Source organism: Algibacter miyuki, assembly GCF_030409805.1.
Classification (GTDB): Bacteria; Bacteroidota; Bacteroidia; order Flavobacteriales; family Flavobacteriaceae; genus Algibacter; species Algibacter miyuki.
The window spans coordinates 712,306-735,761 of record NZ_JAUFQP010000013.1; the positions used below are offsets into that span (position 1 = coordinate 712,306).

The 23,456-nt window shown below is 35.0% G+C and carries 15 protein-coding genes; 3 read left to right on the plus strand and 12 right to left on the minus strand.

Annotation, left to right across the window (positions count from 1 at the left end; all coding sequences use genetic code 11):
• Window positions 1-25 precede the first annotated feature (25 nt).
• The 7 genes from QWY92_RS15320 to QWY92_RS15350 all read right to left on the minus strand — a co-directional run bounded on the left by QWY92_RS15320 (window position 26) and on the right by QWY92_RS15350 (window position 15,447).
• Entirely contained in the window at window positions 26-4,849 is a 4,824-nt protein-coding gene (locus tag QWY92_RS15320) for a T9SS type B sorting domain-containing protein (RefSeq protein ID WP_290272800.1), read from the minus strand.
• A gap of 248 nt (window positions 4,850-5,097) precedes the next feature.
• Window positions 5,098-10,251 (minus strand): FIDD domain-containing protein, encoded by a 5,154-nt coding sequence (locus QWY92_RS15325; protein WP_290272802.1) that lies wholly within the window; start codon window positions 10,249-10,251, stop codon window positions 5,098-5,100.
• Between the two features lie 307 nt (window positions 10,252-10,558).
• Window positions 10,559-11,395 (minus strand): GIN domain-containing protein, encoded by an 837-nt coding sequence (locus tag QWY92_RS15330; RefSeq protein WP_290272804.1) that lies wholly within the window; start codon window positions 11,393-11,395, stop codon window positions 10,559-10,561.
• A 105-nt stretch (window positions 11,396-11,500) separates the two neighbouring features.
• Window positions 11,501-12,229, minus strand: a complete 729-nt coding sequence (locus QWY92_RS15335) for a head GIN domain-containing protein (protein WP_290272806.1) — start codon at window positions 12,227-12,229, stop codon at window positions 11,501-11,503.
• A gap of 115 nt (window positions 12,230-12,344) precedes the next feature.
• The gene (locus QWY92_RS15340) at window positions 12,345-14,465 is read right to left on the minus strand and encodes a PspC domain-containing protein (protein WP_290272808.1); all 2,121 of its coding nucleotides are present in this window, start codon (window positions 14,463-14,465) and stop codon (window positions 12,345-12,347) included.
• Window positions 14,458-14,802 carry a PadR family transcriptional regulator gene (locus QWY92_RS15345; RefSeq protein ID WP_290272810.1) on the minus strand — a complete coding sequence of 115 codons (345 nt, stop codon included), beginning with the start codon at window positions 14,800-14,802 and terminating at the stop codon, window positions 14,458-14,460. Before QWY92_RS15345 ends, QWY92_RS15340 begins: the two co-directional genes overlap by 8 nt.
• A 207-nt stretch (window positions 14,803-15,009) precedes the next feature.
• Window positions 15,010-15,447, minus strand: coding sequence for a DUF4870 domain-containing protein (locus QWY92_RS15350; RefSeq protein ID WP_290272812.1), 438 nt, complete (start codon window positions 15,445-15,447; stop codon window positions 15,010-15,012).
• A gap of 313 nt (window positions 15,448-15,760) precedes the next feature.
• Between QWY92_RS15350 and QWY92_RS15355 the strand changes: the two genes are divergently transcribed.
• The 3 genes from QWY92_RS15355 to QWY92_RS15365 all read left to right on the plus strand — a co-directional run bounded on the left by QWY92_RS15355 (window position 15,761) and on the right by QWY92_RS15365 (window position 17,714).
• Window positions 15,761-16,222, plus strand: a complete 462-nt coding sequence (locus QWY92_RS15355; RefSeq protein WP_290272813.1) for a DUF4442 domain-containing protein — start codon at window positions 15,761-15,763, stop codon at window positions 16,220-16,222.
• A 158-nt stretch (window positions 16,223-16,380) separates the two neighbouring features.
• A complete protein-coding gene (locus tag QWY92_RS15360; protein ID WP_290272815.1) occupies window positions 16,381-17,181 on the plus strand; it encodes a TIGR00266 family protein in 801 nt (266 codons plus the stop codon).
• 335 nt (window positions 17,182-17,516) lie between these two features.
• Complete coding sequence (locus QWY92_RS15365; protein WP_290272817.1) at window positions 17,517-17,714, plus strand: hypothetical protein; 198 nt, start codon at window positions 17,517-17,519, stop codon at window positions 17,712-17,714.
• Window positions 17,715-17,806: 92 nt separating this feature from the next.
• Here QWY92_RS15365 and QWY92_RS15370 read toward each other — a convergent pair whose 3' ends face one another.
• The 5 genes from QWY92_RS15370 to QWY92_RS15390 form a co-directional block, all read right to left on the minus strand.
• Window positions 17,807-18,829 carry a cytochrome-c peroxidase gene (locus QWY92_RS15370; protein WP_290272819.1) on the minus strand — a complete coding sequence of 341 codons (1,023 nt, stop codon included), beginning with the start codon at window positions 18,827-18,829 and terminating at the stop codon, window positions 17,807-17,809.
• Between the two features lie 75 nt (window positions 18,830-18,904).
• Window positions 18,905-19,777 (minus strand): MbnP family protein, encoded by an 873-nt coding sequence (locus tag QWY92_RS15375; RefSeq protein ID WP_290272821.1) that lies wholly within the window; start codon window positions 19,775-19,777, stop codon window positions 18,905-18,907.
• A gap of 40 nt (window positions 19,778-19,817) precedes the next feature.
• Window positions 19,818-21,803, minus strand: coding sequence for a TonB-dependent receptor plug domain-containing protein (locus QWY92_RS15380; protein ID WP_290272823.1), 1,986 nt, complete (start codon window positions 21,801-21,803; stop codon window positions 19,818-19,820).
• Window positions 21,804-21,807: 4 nt separating this feature from the next.
• On the minus strand, window positions 21,808-22,731 hold the full coding sequence (locus tag QWY92_RS15385; RefSeq protein ID WP_290272825.1) for a hypothetical protein: 924 nt from the start codon (window positions 22,729-22,731) through the stop codon (window positions 21,808-21,810).
• Window positions 22,732-23,033: 302 nt separating this feature from the next.
• Complete coding sequence (locus QWY92_RS15390) at window positions 23,034-23,399, minus strand: hypothetical protein (protein ID WP_290272827.1); 366 nt, start codon at window positions 23,397-23,399, stop codon at window positions 23,034-23,036.
• Window positions 23,400-23,456: the final 57 nt, after the last annotated feature.

Below are 23,456 nucleotides of genomic sequence, written 5' to 3' on the forward strand. Positions count from 1 at the left end.
CCTACAAAATTACGCAAAATAAACGTTATCGCTTTAATGTAAAATGCCCTTTTAATTGCATGGTTTTTCCATTGTAATTTACGTTTGCTAAATACCAATAATCACCTGTTGGCATTGGATATCCATTCAAAGTACCATCCCAACCTGGTGAGGTGTGTGTAAGTGTTTTTAGTAACTTGCCGTAACGATCGTAAATTGAAATCGTAGTGCCTACTAAAGTGTTTACACCTGTAATGTGCCAAGCGTCGAAAGCCCCATCGTTATTTGGAGTCATGAATTTAGGTGTATCAATAACCACCACTTCTTTTGTGGTTTCTAAACAACCGTTTAAATCGATTATAGTTAACGTATGGTAGCCAATACCTACATTCCTGAAAACATTATCAGTTTGTGGAGCATTATCGTCTAAAGCGTAAGCGTAATTACCAATACCACTCACGGTTACAGTAATATTATTGGGGTCTGAAAAATCTACAGTTTCAGTAGTTTCTATAGTGGCTTGCTCGGATACCGATACATTAAATTCACGGTATGTTTGGCAACCATGTATGGTGGTTACCGTTACAGCATATGTGCCAACTTCTGTAATTTCAATTTCTGGAGTTGTAGCGTTTGTAGACCATAAATAGCTGTCAGTAGCATGATTGGTATTTGCTGAAACTACTAAAGGTAAATTTTCTAAACAGATCACTTGGTCTTCAATTTCTACAACAGGTTTTGGGTTGATGATTATGGTAAAATCGGTGATACTGTAACAACTGGTAATTTTATTTTCTACTCTAACAAAAACAGTTTCATTGTTAAATGCCATGTAGGTATTAGGGATGGCGTCGGTTTTACTTTCCGCGTAAGCGAAATCGGTATAATACGATATGGTATAATCATTAGGATTTTGCCCGCCCAAAATAGCACTGTTTTGTTGTGTTAAATCGAATTCTAAAATGCCATCATAATCGTCGTCACAAGCTTCTAAATGACTTGTTTTATTTGCTGTTGGCAGAATGTTAACCTTAACGTCAAACGGATAGATCGTTGAGCAACCCGTTATAATGTTGGTGGCTTTGGCGTAAAGTCTATCTAAATATGTTTGATAGTTATACGTAGTGTTTAATGGGTTGGTGTTATTATCCGCGTCGTTTTGGTTGGCATAATAGTTTATTTGAATTTCAGCATCGGGAGCCATTAATAAAACATAAATGTCGGTTAAATTAATAGAACCATTATCACAGGTTTCGTAAGTTTTAAAATCGTTAACCGCGGGAGGAATATTCACAATAAGTTCTAATGGAACATACACAAAGCAATTAGAAATAGTATTAGTTACTTTTACATATAGCGTTTGCGGATTATTTGTGTTTGTATAGTTTTGCGGAGTTGAAATTGGGTTGATATTGGATTCTAAATCGTCCACGGATTCAAAATAACTTACTTCAATATTGTCTTGACGTACATCTAAAATATCTACTGAAGAATCGGTTAGGTTAAAACTATGAAAGCCATCAAAATTGCTGTCGCACTGTATCATCGGTTCCGAAGCGTTGACTTCTGGAGCTTGAATAATGTTTATAGTAAATGAAGTAATCGAGTTACAAATAGTTCCATTATCAATAACGGCATAAACCGTTTGCGGATTTGCTGTGTTTGTAAAGGTTGTAGAAACAGGGTTTGTTTTAGTTTCCGCATTATCGCGCGAGGTGTAAAAGGTAATGTCTAAAGTATCGTTTATACCGTTCGATATTTCTGTAATTTTTTCTGTTAGGTCGAAAACGGCCTTAGCATCATTACTTTTATCATCGCAAACAAAATAATCTTGTGGTTGGTTGAATAGGGGATTAGTGCCCACTTCAACAATAAAAGAACTTGTGGCAAAACAATCTATATCGGTTATATTTTCAATACGTGTAAATAAGGTTTGTGGATTGCTTATGTTTTCATAATTTGAATTCTTATCGATAGCATGCATTCTTGCTATGGCATCAGCTTCATTTAAATAATAAGAGACTGTTTTTCCAGGTTGCCCGTTTAAAATTTCAGCATCCTTAGTGTTAAGAATAAAATCTGCAAAACCATCACTTGCATTTTCGCATACTTTATAGTTACTAATAGGCACAAAAACTGGAGTCGTATTTATGGTAACTGATATAGCTTCTGTGCTGTAACATCCAGAAGTTGTATTGTTTATTCTTGCATAAATAGTTTCCGATCCGGTGTTGTAAGCGGTTGGATCGGTTATTGGGCTGTTACTGTTTTGGGCATCGTTTAAGCTTTTGTAAAACGTAATTTGACGTTCTGTCGCATCGGTAATAATCTCCGTGTTTTTACTTGTTAAATCAATAATTGCGGTAGTATCTTGGCTGGCATTACAAATAATAAAAGGACTCGGTTGGCTGCTTTCTGGAGCAAGTAAAACTTGAACGCTAAACGTGTTTGTATCATAACAACCGGTTTCTGTATTGGTGATTCGGGTGAAAAAGGGTTGCGGGTTTTGAGTGTTAGTATAATTGTTTCCTATGGCATTAATGTTGTCTACAGCATCATCCGCAGTAAGGAAATAATTTACAGAAAAGCCTGGTGTATTATGGGTGATATCGGCGTCAAAAGTTCTTAAATCTATGGTTGTAAAGCCATCTTGGTCGGCGTCGCAATAATCCACGGTTCCAATAGAATCAAACTCATCAATAGGCGTTAATACTAAATCTAAGGAGTTTACTTCAGAACACGTTGGGCTTGTAATAGTAATGTATAACGTGGCATTTAATCCTTGAGAATTATAAGGTGTGGTTTTATTTAACGGATTATTTCCGCTGTTTCTATCATTTTCAGTTTCGTAAAAATCGACTGAAATATCACGTAAATCGTCTGCAATATATTGTTCAATAATAGCTAAATCGAAACTTTCTTCTTCATCATTAGCAATATCGCAAACGCGGATAATACCTGTGTTGGTGGCAGTTAATAAAATATTGGTATGAATTTCCATAGGCACAAAAGAAGCACAACCTGTTTGGTTATTTTCTACACGCACATAAAGCGTTTGTTCTTCAAATACCGTGTTTTGGAAATTAGTATCGTCGGTAATAGCGTTTTCATCTAAATGCGCATCATCTAACGATTCGTGAAATGTTACCGTAACATCGGTTAAACCTTGAATAATATCAGGGATTATAGTTGTTAAATCAAAATGCGCATAACCATCATAACTTTTATCGCAAGCATCTAGATAATGGAAATCAGCTGTGTTGATTACTGGGTTTTCGTTTACTATAATATCAAAAAAAGTAGTGGTAAAACAACCTGTGTTTTGATTTTCAGTACGCGCATAAATAGTTTCGGTGGGGTTACTATTGGTGTACGGAAGTGCCAAAATATTTGTGGCTGTATCCGCATCATTTTGAGAGTTGTAATAGGTAACAAAAACTTCGGATTGTGCGCCTATAATGTCAGAATCCATAACCGATAAATCGATGGCTGTTCTACCGTCAGCAAATCCATCATCACAAATATTTAAGTCTGAAGGTTTAGTTGAAACAGGTAAGGGGTTTACAATTAAATCGAAGCTGGTATAGCCTAAACAGCCGGTATCAATATTAGACGTTCTAACAAATATAGTTTGTGGGGTTGTTGTATTTTGAATGGGAGTTGAAATGGCATTGCTATTGGTTTCAGAATCGTCTAAAGTATAATGATAACTAATGTTGTAATTTCCTGGTGGCAGCGCATTTAAAATCTCGTTATTTTTAGTCGAAAGATCAAAATTTTCTTCGGAATCGCCACTCGAATCATCACAAATTTCATAATTTGAAATAGGATCTACCGATTGTGTATTGCTTAAAGTGATGGTAATATCGTCTTCAATAGTACAAGTAGAACTCGAAAATGGAATATCGATAACCACTTTATAAGTTCCGGTTTCTGTAATGTTTAATTGTGGTTGGTTGGCGCTATCAATAAGCGTGTTGTTTAAAAACCAAGAATATTCGGCTTCAGGATTATTAATATCCGCATTAAGCGTATGGTCGCTAGCGCAGGTTTGAAAATCGGTTCCTAAATCGACATGCGATGAAAAGCTATTACCTTCAATAAAAACAGCAGAATCGTAGTTTTTGTCGTTGTAATCGGCAATGACAAGTTTAATTTCATATAAAACATTAGGCGTAATAGTTGCTGAGGCCGAAAGTACATTGGTACGCCCGTTAAAATTGGTGTCGCCAACACTGTAACCATTAAAATACTGTTCGTTTTCTGCCTCGCAAAAGCCTACAATGTTGCTGTGAACCGTATTTGTGCTTACCGGAGTTGAGGTTCCTGGAAGTACGGCAATATTAGTAAAAGCACTTCCTGAATCAGCTTCGCGGATTAAAAATGCAAAAGCATCAGAATAGTCGCAAGGGAAATTAGCGTAATATTCTTCGGAAGCTAAAATATAATTAAATTGAATTTGGTTTGAGGCAGATATAAAATTGAAAGCAATAGATGTGGCATTTAGAGTTCCTGAAACTCCCAAGGCGGTTTCTAAATCGGCATCGGTACCCCAATTGGTTTCACCGTCGTTAAGGTGTTTTGTGTTTTCTGAATTTCCTGCAGAAGTTGCATTTCCTGTTGAAAGCATGATTCCATTTGCAAAAGGAAAGTTGGAATTGCCCTTTTCGAAATAACCAAAACTTCCTAGATTGTTAATCGATCCATTGACTTCCGACTTAATATCCGAAAGCTCTACGCAACCTTCAACTAAATTGTTTTCAACAAGAGTCGTTACAGGAAGACTGTTGTCTATTGTAATTTGTTGAGAATATATTGTGTTGCAAAGTAATAGGGCAACAAAACATAACAAAGTAGGTGATTTATACATGTAGGCTCGTATTTTGGGGTAAAACAGGCTTTTTGGGGTATGTGACTTGTTTTATTTAAATGTTCGACAAATATACATGTAAAATAGATAAAATACATTAAAAACACGATGAAATGCATTAAAGTTTAACGTTTTGCTTTTTTGAAACGGATTGTGAAGTAAGGTGAGGTAGGGCGTGAAAATTTAGATTGCATAAAAAAAAAGCCAATTTACGGTGTGTAAATTGGCTTTATAATGTTGTGTAGAGATTATCTTTTTAAAGTAAAATGCCCGCTAAAGGCACGGCCATCTTCAAGTTGTACTCTAAACCAATAATCATCTGTAGGTAGTGGGGTACCATGGTAAGTTCCGTCCCATCCAGCAGAACCAGCAGGAAACTGTTTGAGTAATTTGTTGTATCTATCAAAAATAAATATTTGTGAGTTGGGCTGCGTGCTAGAATTTAGTCCTTTAACTTGCCAGTAATCATTGTAACCATCTCCGTTAGGTGTGAAAAATGGTGCATGACCAATAACCGAAATATTTAGTTCGGCTGTGCCGCAAATAACATCCTTTACGTAAATGGTGTAAAACCCTGCGCGAACATTTGTAAATACAGGCTCGGTTTGATAGGTTATAAAGTTAGAGCCTTCGGCGCGTAGAGCGTATTCATAATCTCCTGATCCTGAATTTGTAGGGTCAATAGTTACGGAATTGTTATTGGAAATATCGACAATGGTAACATCGGCCAAAGTAATGTTGGCAATTTCTGATGCGTCAACAATAATATCCCGTGTTCGGGAACAGCCTGTGCCATCTGTTTTTGTTAGGGTTACAGAATAAGTTCCGGCAACAGTAACATTTTGTAAAATGGGTTGATTAGATAGAAAGGTGCCGTCTTCAAAATACCATTCATAAGTAAAAGAATCGATAACACTAGCTTCTATCGGGTCTAAATCAACACTAAAAGATGGATCTGAAGAACAAATAATAAGTGGAGAATCTACTGTGAAATCAGGAAGCGGATTAACGACTAATTCTATAGTAGTACTTGCTACACAGGTGGTATTTATCGGATTTACAACGTCTACTTTAATGGTTTGTGTTTCTGAAATTAACGGGTTTGGTAATGCCGTATTGGTGACACTAACTCCAGAAGGATCAGTATAGGTATAAAAGATATCCATGCCTGTTTGCGTGCCTAAAATGGTACTAGTAAACGTAGAAGTGTCGAAAGTAAATATCCCATCATTATCAATATCTCCTGCCGAACCATCACATACTATTATTGGTGCTACAGCATTAGCTACGGGACTTGCATCAACGGTAAATGTTACAGTAGTTTCATCGATACAAGGACCATCTGGTGCTGTTGAGCTATTGTTTGTAACGCGTATTGTTATGGTTTGATTAGCGGTTAAAAAAGTTGGAGCTATGGGACTAATAACGGTTGTGCCGTCGCTATATAATAACGGATTTCCAATCGAATCAAAATAAGATATAGTAACATTTGCAGGATTCTGTGTGCCCACAATGTTGCTCTCTAGAGTAGAAGTATCAAAAGGGAAGGCTCCATCGACGTCATCGTCACATTGTCTAGTAATTGTAACAGGGTTCGCCACAGGGAGTGCTTCAACTGTTAACTGAATGTGTCCGCCTAAGCCTAAACAGTCGTTAGAAATATCGCTGTCAATACGTACATAAATAATTTGTGAATTGGGATACCCGATATTTCTGTAGTTTGAAATATCTGTAATTTCGTTAATTTCAGCTAAAGCATCTGTTTCATTTCTGTAATAACGTGGCGGTAAAGGTGTTTGTCCTGCTGGAATTAAAGCTAATAAAGTGCTGTTAACACTACTAAAATCAAAAGTAGCTATACCGTCTGCATCATTATTGTTTGCGTTGTTATTACCATTAATATCTAGAAAATCATCACATTGGCTAAATTCAATAAGAAGATTAGGTGGTACCACTGTTGTTGAGACTTGCAACTGAACTTCTGAAACATTTCCGCAGCCAAAAGTGTTTTCAATTCTTGCCCAAACTACATCGTTGCTAATGGTTCGGTTTGTAAATGTGATTGGATTCGAGATGAAGTCAGGACTCGTTTCATCTCCCAATTCAGCCGCTGTTTGAGTTAAATAGTAGCTAAATTTTTGAGTGCTAGCATTAGTTGAAATTTTAGTATTGGCTTCATTTAAGTTGAAAGGACTATAGCCTAAAGTACTTAAATCATCATCGTCACATTGGATAAGAATTACAGCCGAATTTACAATAGGTAAAGTGTTTACGGTAAGTGTCGCGCTGTTAGAATATAAGCCACAACTATTCCCTGATCGATCTAGTTTTGCACGATATTGATAGGTGTTAAAAGTTGATGGAACATCGGAAATAGTCAAGTTTGCTGTTTGAGAATTGCTATAATTTGTATCATCAATAATTGTGTTCCAGGTGCTGCCATCTGTGCTAACTTCCCATTGAAACATTTCGGCTTCATTAGAAACTATTGAAATTATAGTCTCCGAGTTTTCGCAAACCGTCGCATCAGTAGGTTGTGTGGTTATCGATAGCGGCGCATTGGTTAAATAATTGAAATCAGGAAGCGTGTAACCATCTGATGCGTTGGTGACTAATCCGTTCGTGTCTACAGTGATTGTTGCTGTGTCTCCTAGATAATTATCGGCGTTGTTGTCGGAAAATCCAGCTTCAATAACGTCGGAGCATGTATCTCCATCGGCATCCATATCTATATAATTAAATATGGTATCGTTGTCAAAATCACTTAATGTATATCCTATTTCGTTACTATCAGCTGAGGTTTCTGCACGATCTATCCATCCGTTGGTTCCAAAACTAGTACCATCATCAATACCGTTGAAATCGTCGTCGATAACATGAGATCCTAATGCACCTGTTTCAACTAAATCGAAAACACCATCATTATCACTATCTAAATCGTAAACATCAAGTACGCCATCATTGTCTGTGTCTATTGGTGCAGCGCTAATATCATAAGCATCGTCTAAACCGTTTCCATCGGTATCAACATTAGATAGTGGTATTATTTTACCTTGATTTTCTATAAAATCTGGAATACCATCGTTGTCGCTATCTAAATCTAAACTATCTTCAATACCATCTAAATCGTTGTCTTTAGCAACGCAAGTAACCGTAATTTGAAACGTGGCTTGGTTGCTTGTAGTATCCGAAGTGTTTTTGTGAATATAAGTGATGTTATCTACCATATTTGCTGAAAAACTAAAAGTTCCAGAGCCGAATGCAATAGTTGTTTTTGGTTTAAATCGAATTTCGAAAGCTGAAATTTGAGTGATTCCTGTTTCGTAAACGCCATCAAAATTAGTATCTATTAAAAGCTGGTCGTCCGGATCTAATAAAGTTATGGTTCGTGTATTTGGCACACGAATAATAAATTCTTGATTGGTAGAAATGGTACTGCTCGATAAAGGAGAACTATTGGGATAATTTATCAGTAAATTAAGAGGTTTGTCAAAATCTAGCGTGTAGGTTGTACTGCTTTCTAAATTACCGTTTTTACCAGAACTTTCACTTGCAAAAACACCATTGTTAGCTCCTGTAAATGGGGTAGTGGCCGTATTTCCATTTACGCTTGAAGTTCCTGTAAAGGTGTAAGTGCCTACCGGAATGTTGCCACTGTTTATATTGGATAAATCGATGGTTTGATTGCCGTTAGATTCGGTACAGTTTAAAATACCATCGTTGTCATTATCGATATCAATATTGTCTGGTATGCCGTCGTTATCAATATCATCAGGACAAATACTAACCGGTACTTCTAAGGATTCTAAAGTTAAGCCAGAACATAAGAGCTTACCAATAAGTTTATAAGTTCCTGAAAGTGTTGGAGTATATTGTAAAGATGTAGCATTTGTGGTGACAAAGCCGCTGCCTGAGCCGTCGTCAAAAAACCATTCGATACTATCAAAGTTGCCCATGTTAGCGACTTCTAAAGTGACGTTAGGAATGCAATTTCCTAAGGAAGCAAATACAGCGTTAAAGTTAATTTCTGGCGGTGTTGGAAAGCCAGAGTAAAAACTCCCCGAGGTAGCGACACCATTAAAATTAAAATAAGCGCAGTATAATTCGTCTGTACTTTGTATGGATATATTTCCTGATAAATTTAATACTTTATAGGTGACGTAATCGGGTTTTCCTGCAACGGTGATTGGACCTGTAGTCGAAAAATTAGATAATGCCAAGTTATTGATAGAAACGGTTGCTCCAACTTTAGTAACAATGGTAATGCCACCAGTAAACGTGGTGTTTCCAATAGATTGTATATTGGCAATATTATCTAGGTTTCCACGCGTTTCGCAACTTAAAGGTGGTACGAAAAATAGACCTTGGTTAGCTTCATTAGTTCCTGATCCAACACCTTGATAGGCAAAAACGGGTTGCGATGTTTCCACATACATATTACCGTTAGAATATTGGTTACCTTCAATTAAAAGGTATTCGCCAGCATTTATTGAAGTCGACGTTCCGGAGCCGTTTATTGTAACAGCTGTATTATCAGAATGTGCCACAATAAGTACGTTTTCCCAGTTGTTATTCCCGTCTCCTTTTACAAAAATATACTCAGTGCCCACTTTATCGAGCCCTACAATTTGGTCGATTCCGTAATCGCGGCCACCGCCATTATGAAAACTTCCGTTAGTGGAACCACAATTTACAACAATAGGCTTATCCGAATTTACTAAAGCACCAATTAAACCATCTCTATTGATGCTCGTATCGTCACTATTTGTGGCTATAGTGTAACTTTCTCCTTTATTTAAGGTGATGTTTACGGGGGTGGCTCCGGAGTAGTTTTTTATAATTAAACCGGCAGGCAAATCGCTAAATGTTACTTGGGTATTATCTTCTGTCGCCATTACGGATACAAAATTCAAGTAATTATTTGATGGGTTTTCATTAGTGAAACTACCTACTCTAAAGGTGTTTCCTGGAGCTGCTGAACCTTTACTAACAAGCGCTCCAGCTTGCGAACCGCCGCCTCCAATCATTCTAACAGAAACATAAATACTTCCTTCAGCTTCAATTATATAACCACGATCATTAACCACGGTACTGGTTTGGGAAGCAGGAATAAACAACTTTCCGTTACCTGTGCCTATTGAAATTACTTGTGGTGTTGTGTTAGAAACAGCACCTCTTATATGAGAAAATGAAGGTTCTCCGAGAGGAATTATGGTATAATTTACCTGTGCAGTCGATGGCGTAGAAATGTAGATGTATTGATCTGCGGGGTTCGAGCTCGATTGTTCAGCACTTGTTAATGGCGGAATAAAATGCGTTTTACTTAATTGAGAGAATCCTTTTGAACAAAAAAATAAAAAAGCTATTAAAAATAACTGTTTGAAAAGTTTAAGTTTATTCATGTTGTACTAAAAAGTTGCATATAATAAAGAACAAAAAGACTAATGTATAGTTTTTAATAGAGTTAGACAGAAAAAAAAGCTTGGGTTTGTTTATTTTATGAAAAAAAGAAGGATTATTTGAGTTTAAGTACGCCAATACGTTAATTCTTTGTCATAATTAAGGTGTTTTCTAGATAATGCCTCTTTTTATTTAGAAAAGAAATGTGTCGGATATCGTTTAGAAAAAATAAAGGCATAACGTTTTGCGTTATGCCTTTTTAGAATATTTAAGAGAACTAATTTAGTTTTAAATCATCAATAGGATTTGTTACTTTTCTCTTTTTTGAATTTTAGCTGTTTCGGTGAATTTGTTTACAATGATTTTAGGATCGCCATAAAGGTAAATTGCGCTACCTCCTGAAGCTTCTATATCCAAAGAATCGGTTACTTCCACAGTAATTTCACTATCAATTTCAGAAATTAACTTTCCTTGTTTTGCAGTAAAGTTTTTACCGTTGAAAACAGCGTTATTGTCTGTTCTAACAGATAAATCATTGCTGCTACCTTCAATTTCGGCTTGTGCTCTTTGATATAAATCTACTGTTGCAGCTCCCGAATTTACTAAAGCTTCTAAACTACTATTTCCATTCAGAATTATTTTAGAGGTGTTAGAGGTTACATTCAGTTTGGTTTTCGATTTATCTAAACCTTCAAAATTAAAATGATCGGTTTTTATGGTTAAACCAGCTTTGGAATTTCCTGAAACAGTTAGATTAATTTTATTCGACTTTAACGTGGAAATTCCATGTAATTCGGCATCGTCACGCGTTTCTATAGTCGATAAAAAATCGTTGTAATTAACTGTAATACGTAATCTTTTTTTTGAAGTTATACGTTTAGATAAATTTAAATTTAAAATGCTATCGCGAACATCAAAGGAGATTACCTCGTGAAGGTTTTCGTCAGTCTCTATTTCAACCGAAGCATCTTTAGAGTAAACTAAATCTATTTCGAATGCTTCATCAAGAATTAAGGTGTGGAAGTCAGGGACAGCAGTGAGTAATTTTGTTACATTTCTATCTCCTTTTACTTTTTCTAAACTTTGCGCATGTCCAAAAAAAGACAAGCTCATTGCTAATAGCAGGGTAGGGAACTTTTTTTTCATGTTATTTATGAATTAATTATAGAACAAAGATAAAGCAAAAACCATCCCAAACTTTAATTTTTAGTTCGGAATGGCTTATAATCTATGGCTGTTTATTAATATCTATTACTTTTTTTTCACGCTGCCCGAAGAACTATTCATTTTTTCAACTTGTTTAGGGCTACCGTAATAAGTAATATCGCCACCGCTTGTGGCTTTTGCTTTTAATGTTTTTTCGGTGTTTAGTTTAATATCGGCACCACTAGAGGCTTTAACTTCACTGTATTGTGCCATTAGTTTTTTAGCGTCAATATCACTACCGCTAGTAGCTTCGGCTTCAAGGGTTTCAGTTTTGCCAGAGACCTTTAAATCGCTACCGCTGCTCGATTTACATTTTAAATTCATGGTATTTACACTAATATCCATGTCACTTCCGCTAGAGGTTGCAAGTTCTAAATCATTAACGGCTATTATATTAGTGGATATCACATCGCTTCCGCTAGTTGCTTTAATTTTTGAAATATCATTGAAAGAAACATATACTTTTTTCGAAGTACAACGACCAATACTTTTTTCGGTATGTATTTTTAGTACACCATTTTTAACTTCAGCCAAAATAAGTTCTTGTAAATTAGAATCGGCTTCAACTCTAACACTTACTTCGGCACTGTGCGTTAAGTAAACGTCTAAACCTTCGGTGGCTTGTATGGTAGAAAAAGGAGCTGTAATAATACGTGTTTCAATTTGTACTTTGCCATTGCCTTTTACTCCAGAATTAATATTGATGTCGAAATTACAAGAAGACAAGCATAAGGTTAAAATAGTAGCTACAATTATTTTGGTTAGTGTCGTCATAATTATTCGTTTTTTGATTGATGATTAGTTCAAATATCTAATAAAATAGGTGTGATGAATACTATAAATATCCGAACTGTGGTATTATGTTGATGAATTGTATTGTTACTAGAATTTATTTTAATTTTTCAAGAGCTAATTTTCTAATCTCAGGATCCTTATCATGTTCTGCAATGTCTTTAATAGCGGGTTGAAACGTCATTTTACTCAAGGCTAATTTTCTAACCTCAGGATCTTTATCGTGCTCTGCTATTTTTGCAATAGCTGGTTGAAATGTCATTTTACTAACAGCTAGCTTTCTAATACTCGGGTCTTTATCATGCTCGGCAATCTTGGCAATAGAAGGTTGAAACGTCATTTTACTAAGTGCTAATTTTCTAATTTCAGGGTCTTTGTCATGCTGGGCTATTTTCGCAATAGCGGGTTGAAATGTTAATTTATCCAGTTCTAGTTTTTGTTCTTCAATATCAAGATTGTTTTCAATACGGTTAGCTGCAGCATCTACGGTTTCTTGTATGTCGGTGTCTATTTCTGTTTTAATCACCTTAACATTTGTTTCCTTTTTCTTCGATTCTTTTTTTACTTCAATGGGGCAGTTTAAGCACTCCACCGTATTATCTCTTATTTTAATAGTGTAACCCACATGTTTCTCGTTAACAATATTACCGTTATAATTTCTGTAATAAATATAAGGTTTGGTGCTCTTTTTAAAATTAACATACATGTTTTCGGGCAGGTAAAGCACCACATCAATCTGCTGATCGCTAAACTTATTTTTAGGGTCTGTAGTAAAGTAAGAATCTAACAGGAGCACATTGTTTTTTAATTCAAATTTGTAATTTATGTTTTTTGCACGTGCTCTTGCTTTATCATAATCTCTGCCGTCGGCTCTTTTTTCAACAGCAACAGTTATCATAGAATCGGTAGTCGATTTTACACGAATATCAATATCTGTCGAGTAAATAATTTTATGGCCATCCTCATCATGGGCCAATTTAAAATTGTTATAACGTTTATTGCTATTAGAATTGAAATTATCGTTACCAACCATTTTAATTCTTAAGGTATCTATAGTTGTTATAGGTAACTCTGTTTTTTCAATATAAGTTTCGTCAAAAGCATGTTCGCTAGCTTGTCTAATTCCTATAACGACAAGGCCAATAATGCTTATGAACCATAAACCAAGTAAACTGAATTTTGCAATATTTCCAATAGATTTCAGGTTGTTAATTAAAATTTTTAAGCCTAAATAGAATAAAAAGAAAAACGGAATACCAACAGCAAACAAACATAATAGCGATACAAACCAAATAGGAGTGTTTCCAGCGTTAACAATATCTACTAAGTCTAAACCTGGAATATTTATAACGTTAACAGCGCCCACCGAAAACATCGCAATAATTAAAGAAATTAATGCAATAGCACCAATAAAAATAAGTAGCACACCAATGAATTTTGCAATTACTTTAAAGAAAAACATAATAACCTCTCCAATAGTATCAAAAAAAGATCTTGAAGTCGATTTTATTTTGCTTCCTTGCTTATTAAAATCTATATTTTGCGTAGCACTAGACACTGAATCTGATACGTTTTTTGCAGCACCAGACACCGAATCGCTTACATTTTTAGCCACATCAGTAACCGTTTCCGAAACATTCTCAAAACCGTCTTTAATTTTTTTTTCAATGTTGCTAATGTTCACTGGGGCTCCAGTCATCATTATTTTTTCCGAAGTTGTTTTTGCTTCAGGTACTAAAATCCAAAGTAAAATATAGAGTAAAACACCGGTTCCGGCACCAAAAAGTAAAAGCACCCAAGCCAATCTAATCCAAACGGCATCAACCCCCAAATAGTGCGCCAAACCAGATGAAACACCAGCAATATAGGAGTTGTCCGTATCGCGAAATAACTTTCGTGAAGGCGTCGTTTTTTTGTTGTAAGTCGGCTGCGGCTCATCCTCAAAAATCTCGTCGTCCACCAAATAATCTTCCGGTTGGCCCATAATGGAAATCACTTCGTCCACCTCCTTAATTCTAATCACTTGTTTGTGGTTTTCCACACGTTCGCTAAAAAGTTCAGCAATACGCGCTTCAATGTCAGCAATAATTTCAGACCGCCCTTGCGAATCTGTAAACGACCGTTTTATGGCCTCCAGATAATGTTGCAGTTTTAAGTACGCATCCTCGTCAATGTGGAAAAAGATACCTGCTAAATTTATGTTGACTGTTTTATTCATTTTTTGTTGTTTTTTGGCTAGTTACAAGGGTTACGGCATGGTGTAATTCATTCCAAGTCGTGCTTAATTCAGTTAAAAATAGCTTTCCCGTTTCGGTTAAACTATAGTATTTACGTGGCGGTCCAGAGGTCGATTCTTCCCATCTGTAATTTAAAAGCCCTGCATTTTTAAGTCGGGTAAGCAACGGGTAAATTGTGCCTTCCACAACCAGCAGTTTAGCGTCTTTTAAAGTGCTCAAAATTTCTGCCACATACGCATCGTCGTCTTTCAACACCGACAGTATGCAAAATTCCAAAACGCCTTTACGCATCTGTGCTTTCGTGTTTTCTATCTTCATATTCTAAAGCATTTAAATTTTGTGAAACTGTTCATTTTTTGATTGATTTATTGATGATTATTTTGATGAAATTTATGTTTTGGGCGTTTCCCTCCGGGTCGGGCTTTACGCTATATCTTTTTTCCTTTTAATGGCAAAAAAGGATGCCGCTACAATCCCTAACGCGGGCATATTTGCCAAGTTTTTGGACTTCAGTATGCCAATAGCTTATTTTAAAAACTGAATTGTAAACGGATATTTATACATTTCGCCATCTCTAGCTTTTAAACTCGCCTTAACAATACAAACCAATTCCAAAATAAAACCGATAATAGCAACCGCGCCTAAAAATCCGCCAATATAAAGTAGAGGCGATGGTTTGCCAATGCTAAAGTGAAAACTCTGAAACCCATTAAAATCAATACCATTAAAAATTTTGAAAATAAACAAGGGTACTGTTAGCGAACCAATAATAACAGCGTAAAGTAAAATACTTACCTGGAAATTAATAGCCTGTTTGCCGTGGCGATCTATAAAATCCGATTTATCCTTATTCGTAACCCATAAAACAATGGGCCCAATAAAATTTCCAAACGGAAAAAAGAACCGACTAAAAGTTGATAAATGAATAAATGTTGCGATGTTTTTTTGGTGGTTATCTAGCATAATTTTAAAACATATAATAGTTTCTTATGCAAATATATGTCTAAAAGAAGGTACTTTGTTACGCATAGTACTGTAAATTAACATAATTTTAACAAAATCAATCAGCTTTATATTTGTTCTAAACATCTGTAAAACAATACGTATAAGCCTGGAAGTAAAGGTGGTCTTTCATTTAAAACGTCTTTGGTTGGTTAAAAATAATAAAGCGTTAATCGGGCTTTGTGCTTAATCCTACTACCATAACAGTCTTCAATATTAAGAAGTAAACTACTAATTATTTTTCATAACTTCGTGAAAACTTAAACTTTTAAAAATGACCTTAACACCCAAGAAACTAAATGCCTACACCATGTTTAAATTACCTGCAGCTTATTTTTGTGGTGTAAAAACAAAGCATATCGATGACCAAAAATGTTTAGTAACCGTAAAGCATAAATGGATTAACCAAAACCCGTTTAAGTCTATGTTTTGGGCTGTTCAAGGTATGGCAGCCGAGTTTTCAACAGGCGCTTTAATGATAGGAAAAATTCAAGATTCAGGAAAACGCATATCCATGTTGGTCACTTCGCAAACGGCAACATTTACCAAAAAGGCAACCGGTCGAATTATATTTACATGCAAGGACGGCGCTTTAATAGACAAAGCTTTAAATAATGCCATAGAAACAGGCGAGGGGCAAACGCTTTGGGTAGAATCCGTTGGAGTAAACGAAGACGGTGTAGTGGTTTCAACCTTTAAATTTCAATGGAGTGTTAAGTTGAAAGCGGCAAAATAAAATGGTTTTAATAATTAGTTTTTCTTCTTAAAACCTTTGTTTAACTGGTTTTTATAACTTTTTTACAAATACACTGTAACAAACTAGAATTAAGCCAACAAATAAATAATTACGCATATAATTGAATAAATCTTTTTAATAAAATAAACGTTTTAAAAATGACAGCACACGAAATAGACTATCAAATTTACGGAGAAGAAATGCAATTTGTAGAAATTGAACTAGATCCGGAAGAAGGGGTAATTGCTGAAGCCGGAAGCTTCATGATGATGGACGATGGTATTAATATGGAAACTATTTTTGGAGATGGTTCTCAGAAAGATTCAGGTTTTTTAGGTAAAATTTTAGGTGCAGGAAAGCGTATTTTAACTGGTGAAAGTTTATTTATGACCGCTTTTTATAATACCGTAATAGGAAAACGAAAAGTATCCTTTGCATCTCCATATCCTGGAAAAATAGTGCCTATAGATTTATCGCAATTTGGCGGGAAATTTATTTGCCAGAAAGATGCCTTTTTGTGTGCCGCAAAAGGTGTAAGTGTAGGTATTGAGTTTTCTAAAAAATTAGGACGAGGGCTTTTTGGAGGTGAAGGTTTTATTATGCAAAAATTAGAAGGCGACGGTATGGCATTTGTTCATGCAGGTGGTACTATGGCTAAAAAAGAATTACGAGCAGGGGAAACGCTAAGAGTTGATACGGGGTGCATTGTTGGTTTCGATCAAACCGTAAATTACGATATCGAGTTTATTGGAGGTATTAAAAATACTGTATTTGGGGGCGAAGGCTTGTTTTTTGCAAAATTACAAGGTCCAGGAACCGTATATATTCAGTCTTTACCATTTAGCAGATTGGCAGGTCGAGTTTTAGCATCGGCACCACGATCTGGTGGCAGTTCTAAAGGCGAGGGCAGTATTCTTGGAGGTATAGGCGATTTATTGGATGGCGATAACAAGTTTTAAACACACAGAATATTATAAACCGAAATAGCTTAAGAATTTCTTAAGCTGTTTTTTTATCTAAAACAACACAACTAGTATTTAAAGCAATAATCCGTAAAGCTTTGGTAATGCAGTTGTTTTGTCGTATTTTCTATTTTGCTACTTAAATAAAAGATAAAAACTGAACGAGACATAAAATCGCAAATCTCAATATTAATTAAGCATTAATTATATGTTAATGTTATCAAAAATTTAAAAATCTTAATTAAAATTCATTAAATTTATAATCTAAACTAAAACCAACGCCTATATTATAATTATACTTTTTATTATAAACCTTAATCCTAAATAACATTATGTCAAGAGCAATGTTTGAGTACACAAAAACAGTACTTAATAAAGTCAGTTTCGACGCATCGTTGTTTTGCAAAGAAGTACAGAAGGCGGTAAATAGATTATTGCCTTATGAGATTGAAGAACTAAGAATCTTCATACAGTCATTAGTACAGCAAAACCCTGAATTAGATAAATGCATGATATATTTAAAGCATTAAAAGATAAGCGACCTTAATAGGTCGCTTTTTTTTGTCTATCTATAATCTGAGTTTCTGTAATTTTTAACAGAGGTCATAATAAGAGAGCAGTTTTATTGCAGGCCAATAAATTCGGTATCACTTAAGGTTTTCATAAATGATATGAGGTTGCTTTTTTCTGCTTCCGTTAAAGGAATTTTATTGTTATTGTCTTTTAAAATAGGATCTAAATTATCGGCTTCAAGAACACCATTATTTAAATAATCTAAAAGTTCATTTAAAGAGGCGAATTGTCCGAAACTACCATAAGGCGCTGTGTATTCAATGTTTCTTAAAGAAGGGACTCTAAAACGCATATAATCTTCTGTTGCGCCCGATACTCTTGCGCGTCCAGCTTCTTCTGTATCTGGATTTATAGGGAATCCAATATTTCTAAAACTTTGATCGGTAAACAATTCGGTACTATGGCAACTAATACATTTATCCTTAAAAATTTGATAGCCTTGAGTTTCACTTTCAGTAAATGTTTCTCCTTCATTTCGTTTTACTTTGTCGTATTTACTATTTGCTGAAATCAGTGTGTATTCATATTGCGCGATACTGTTATAAATTCTATCAGCAGTAATATTATTATCTCCGAAAGCTTTGTAGAATAATTCAATATAATCTTCATCGGTTTCAATTTTACTGATAACATTTAAAATAGAAGAATCCATTTCTTCATATGTTATAATAGGAACTAGGGGTTGTGCTTCTAATTGAAGCTTGTTTCCGTCCCAATTATAAACCTTCATAAAAGCCATGTTTTGAACTGGTGGCGCATTGCGAAGTCCAATTCGGTCTTCAATTCCAATGCCTTTTGTGTTGTGATCGGCAAAAGCATTTTCTTGCATATGGCAACTGGCGCAGGATATGCTATTATCTGCACTTAATTTTTTTTCGTTGAATAGTTTTTCACCCAATTCAACGCCGTATAGTGTTGGTGTATTGGTAGATACTGTACCATTTAACTCTGGAAAACCCAAAGGTATATTCAATGATATTTCAGGATTGTCATAAGAAATTGGCTCAAAGTCGTCATTGTTACAAGATGTTAGTAACAGTAAAAGAAAGCTAATTCTTATTAGATTTTTCATTATAAATAAGGTGTTTGGTGCAATATTAAAAGAGCTGGCTTGATGTTTTATCAAAGCCAGCTCTAAAATTTGAGTTTAATTTTCTACAGCAGTTATAGAAAACATACCTGTAAGATCTGTTGTGCCATTACCACCAATATTATCAACAAACTTCATCATTTCTGTGGCTGTATGCGCACTTGGTGTTGCGTTATTTGTAATATTTGTAGTTGAAACTAATGTCACTGTATTTGATGCACCACTTAAAAAAGCATTAAAATCGGCTTTAATTATAATTTTAGGCGCACTGTTACCTACCATAGCATTTGTAGGAAGGTCTAAAATGATATTTCTATAAGCATCAACCCCTTGTGTGTATGTGCTTTCGTCTCCTTGAGTTCCTTCTACTGTACTACCAGAATGGAAAGATAATTCTAGGTTATCGTCACCATAAAAACCTTCAATTTTTGTAAAACGGTATCCGGTTCCCCATTCCCAATGCATTTCTGTATCGTTTGCTCCAGTTGCTGCGTAAAAATTAGGAAAACTAACTTCGTCTAACGTGTTTAATTCTGTTTTTACTCCCAATCCAAATTTTATTTGAGTGTATTCTGTAGAAGGAATATTGCTTAATACATATTGTAATGTTTCTTCTTTAGACTGATCGATAACTGTTGCTCCAGTATCTAAATTGTTTACATTATAAGGAATTTCAATACCTTCTGCATTAACAAGACGAATGTTACTAATAACATATTTTAATTCTTCAAAGTGATGTACTTGACCTGCTGTTGAGGTGTTTACTGTGGCATCTGTAGAAGTTGCGTCTCCCAATATAATAGTCGAGTCTCCGAAGGTGTTATTGAATTCTAAAGTGACGTTGTTAGCTACAGGAACGTCGTCGTCGCTACAAGAAACGATTGCTAATGTGATAAGAGATAAGAATAGGAACTTTTTTAAATTTTTCATTTTTGTAATTTTAATGGTTATTTTCTTTTATTATTAATGTTTAAAAATTCACTTTTAAAGACGTAAAAATGTTACGTCCCATTCGGGGGATATTTCCCCAATCGGCGTAGGTGCTATAATATTCATTAAACAGATTTTCGGCACCAATTTGAAAAACCGTTTTGTAATTGTTAATGTAAAATGTATAATCTGCGGAAAGGTTCCAGTTTGTGTAAGATGGCGTTTCGTCTTCGCCGTATTCCGGACTGTAATTAAGTTGCTTTACATCGCCATTTAGAGCTGTTAGGAAACCGATTTTTTTATATGAAAAATGCAAAGACGTTTGATAACTTAACGGACGGATAAATGGTAAGTTATTTTTATTATCATCTAATCCTCTAGCATAAGTCATGGTACCTTTCCAATGTAAATTATCTAAAAGCGTGTAATTGGCATTCATGGACAAATTGAATAATGTGGCATAGTCCAAAGAAGTATAACCTTTTACACCAACCGATTGATAATTCATCGGGCTTCCTTGGCTTAAAATTCTTCCGATGATGTAATTCTGAATATAGAAATAATTCACTTTCGCTTGAATGCCGCCTTTTTTGTTTTTGAAACCAACATTCGCATTAGCCTCATAAGAAATTTCATTTTCTAAATCTGGATTCCCGATGTAATCGTAACGATCAAAACTATTATAAATATAATAGCCATAACCTTCAGAAACAGAAGGCGCTCTGTGCCCATAACCGCCACCAGCAGAAAAATTGAAGTCACCTACATTTAATTGATAACTTGTATATAGGTTTGGTAAAAATCGTGTTTTTTCCTGTGAAGCTCCTGGATGGAAAATCCAGTTAAATTCTGCATACTTGGAATAATTATAGTTTACACCTAAAGTACCTCCATAATTAAGCTGACTTTTTTTAGAAATATCCCAAGAATTACTCATGGAAAGCCCAGCGTAACGTGTGGTAACCCAAGGCCAGCTATAAGCAAACATCGTTCTTTCGCTTCGGTCTTGAGGATACATCCTCATTTCAGCGATAGATAAATTATTGTAAGCGTTTAACTGTATTTCTGAGGAATAGTTTTCTTTTTTCAGATTTACTTTAGAAACCAAACCATAGGTTGTACTCCAGCCTGGCATATCCATATGAACCAAATTTTCTGGTCGGGTTGTATCATCCATATAATGCTCAACAGCATTAAAATAAACTTTAGTATCCCAAACTTTTACGAGTCCGGTTTCAAAAAACTGCTTGTATGCAGCCGATGTAATTAGGGCTCTAGAAAGCGATAAATCCATAGGAAGTGCTGGGTAACCTACATCTTTTGCTTTATCAAAAATAGCATCTACCCGTAAGGATGATAATTCACTCGTTTTGTACGCTACGCCTAATGAGGTGTTGAATTTATCGTATTGCGAGTGGTTTACTTCATCGTTATTTCCGTAACTGTAATTTTCTGCTTTTCTATAGGAAATACTCCCCTCGGCTACAAGTTTGTCGCTAGAATACGCCAAATTACCAAGGTTGAAAATTTGATTGTTATTAAACTCAAAACCGGTTTGGTAGGCACCAGTCCATTTTTTGCTAAGTCCGAAAGCGGTACTTTTTCGTTTTAAATCGATACTTCCTGCAACAGTTGCTCCATGCAAACTTCCTTCTTGTCCAGATTTCACATCAATATCAGAAAGATTATTACTCTCCACATAAGATGTTACCGGGTCCATTTTATCGGTACAGGCTCCAAAAATATGCATCCCGTCTATGGTAACGGTCGAACGTTCCGTACTCATATTATTAAGTAAAGGTTCCCAAGCGTAAGCACCACGTTTAATAAAGCTGATGTTCGCATTAGAAGCCAAAAATTCATCAACTGAAACGGCCATTTTCATGTCTGTTTCTATTTTTGATTTTTTAGCAGCAATAATTAAAACTTCATCTAAAACAACATCTAAGCTGTCGCTTTTTATCGTCTTATTTTGGGCATTTGCGAATGTTCCAAATAAAAGAATGACTAGTATTATTCGTTTCATAGCTCTAAAATAAAATGTCAATATAAAGCTCACCTTTTGCGCCTTCAATGCCTGGTGTAAATTCTGTGGAAACCTCGGTGCCTTTTATGGTTTGGCCATTTTCATCTTGAAAAATGAAATTTAGTGTCCAATTTCCGGTCATGGTATAATTTACAACGCCTTGATATAAGCCATTGCTTTGCTGCGTTAGATCTTCATTGTTAGGAGACGAATGATTTCCCATAGAAGGTTCTGGCATTCGCGGATCTATTAATAGGGTATAACCATCAACTATGGAATATGAATACTGAGACAAATCTGGAAAAGTTCCGGCAGTATTTTCTGGCTTATTGTATTTATAAATGCCAGTAACCAAATCGTTTTGAGCAACGCTTGGGCTTTGAGGAGCAACGAGCGCAATAAAATATTGTTCATCATCATTTCCTGTAAAGGCCGTCATGTTTAGGTTTAAATTGGTTTGTTCTTCAACCGTAATAAGTTGGTTAACTGCATAGGCTTGAGTATCATCTTCAAAATCAATATATAATGACCAGTTTACAGTAGAATTGCTTTCGCTGGTAAATACAGAATATCCTAGGTAATAGCCTTCTGCTGCATCATATCTTAAATTGTATTCATGCGGACAAGAAGATTTATTGCCATTGGCATCGGTAAATATTGGTAAAAAAGTAACATCAGCACCTTCCAAGTTTTCATTGGTTTCAGTACTGGTGATTTTTAGGTGAATTTCATTATAACCTTTATAAAGCGTTCCGTTTAGGGCTTCTATATCAATAGTGTAATCGTTACTAATAATAGTAGTTACCGTTTCGAATTCAATGTATTCGGTGGTTTCAATGTTTAATTCAGCTTCGTAATCCGTTTTTTCTAGGGTACAAGATGTTACCACAACGAAAATTGCAATTACAATAACATGTAAATGTTTCATTATTTATTGACTGTTTAATTAGAAAGTATAGCAGCATGAGTTGATTGCGATAACCTTTAAAAACTAAAAGGAAACCTATCAAAAAAGGAATACAATTGTTGTAATTGTAAGCATGACTACTACAAAACATTTTAAGGAAACGGTATACCCAAGTGCGCTCTAAAGTTTTTAGATTTAAAAACATGATGTTATACCTTTTTAATAGTGTTTATTAAAAAGAAAGCATGTTAATAGACAGCTAAACATAACTATTTAGCCATACACGAATTATGGATTACAGGATGCCTTGTTTTATGAAGAAATTAAACGAGGGGTGGGTGAAAAATGAAATCTGTATAATGAAATTTGTAAATATCATTATACAATGAATTTATTTTTGAATTTTGCTCATTTGTATAAAACAACAAATAATCAATATGAGTATCTTGGAAATAAACAACAGAATGTTCTACTGAAAAAGAATGATTTTTTTCACTACCATTTTCAGAAGTACTAGCTTTAGCTAATTCTTCTTTTAAGTGACATTTTCCGTTACATTGTAATTCGGGTTTATCTTGATTTATACAAAGTTCAGTTTTGATGTACTCATAAAAAGCAGCATATTCCATAAAAGGAATTACGGGTTTTAGAAACAAGAATAATGATAGTATGAGTGCTGCTGTTTTCACGGCTCAAATATCTTGATTTTTTTAAAAATTTCCTAGTATTAATTTGTTTATAAATGC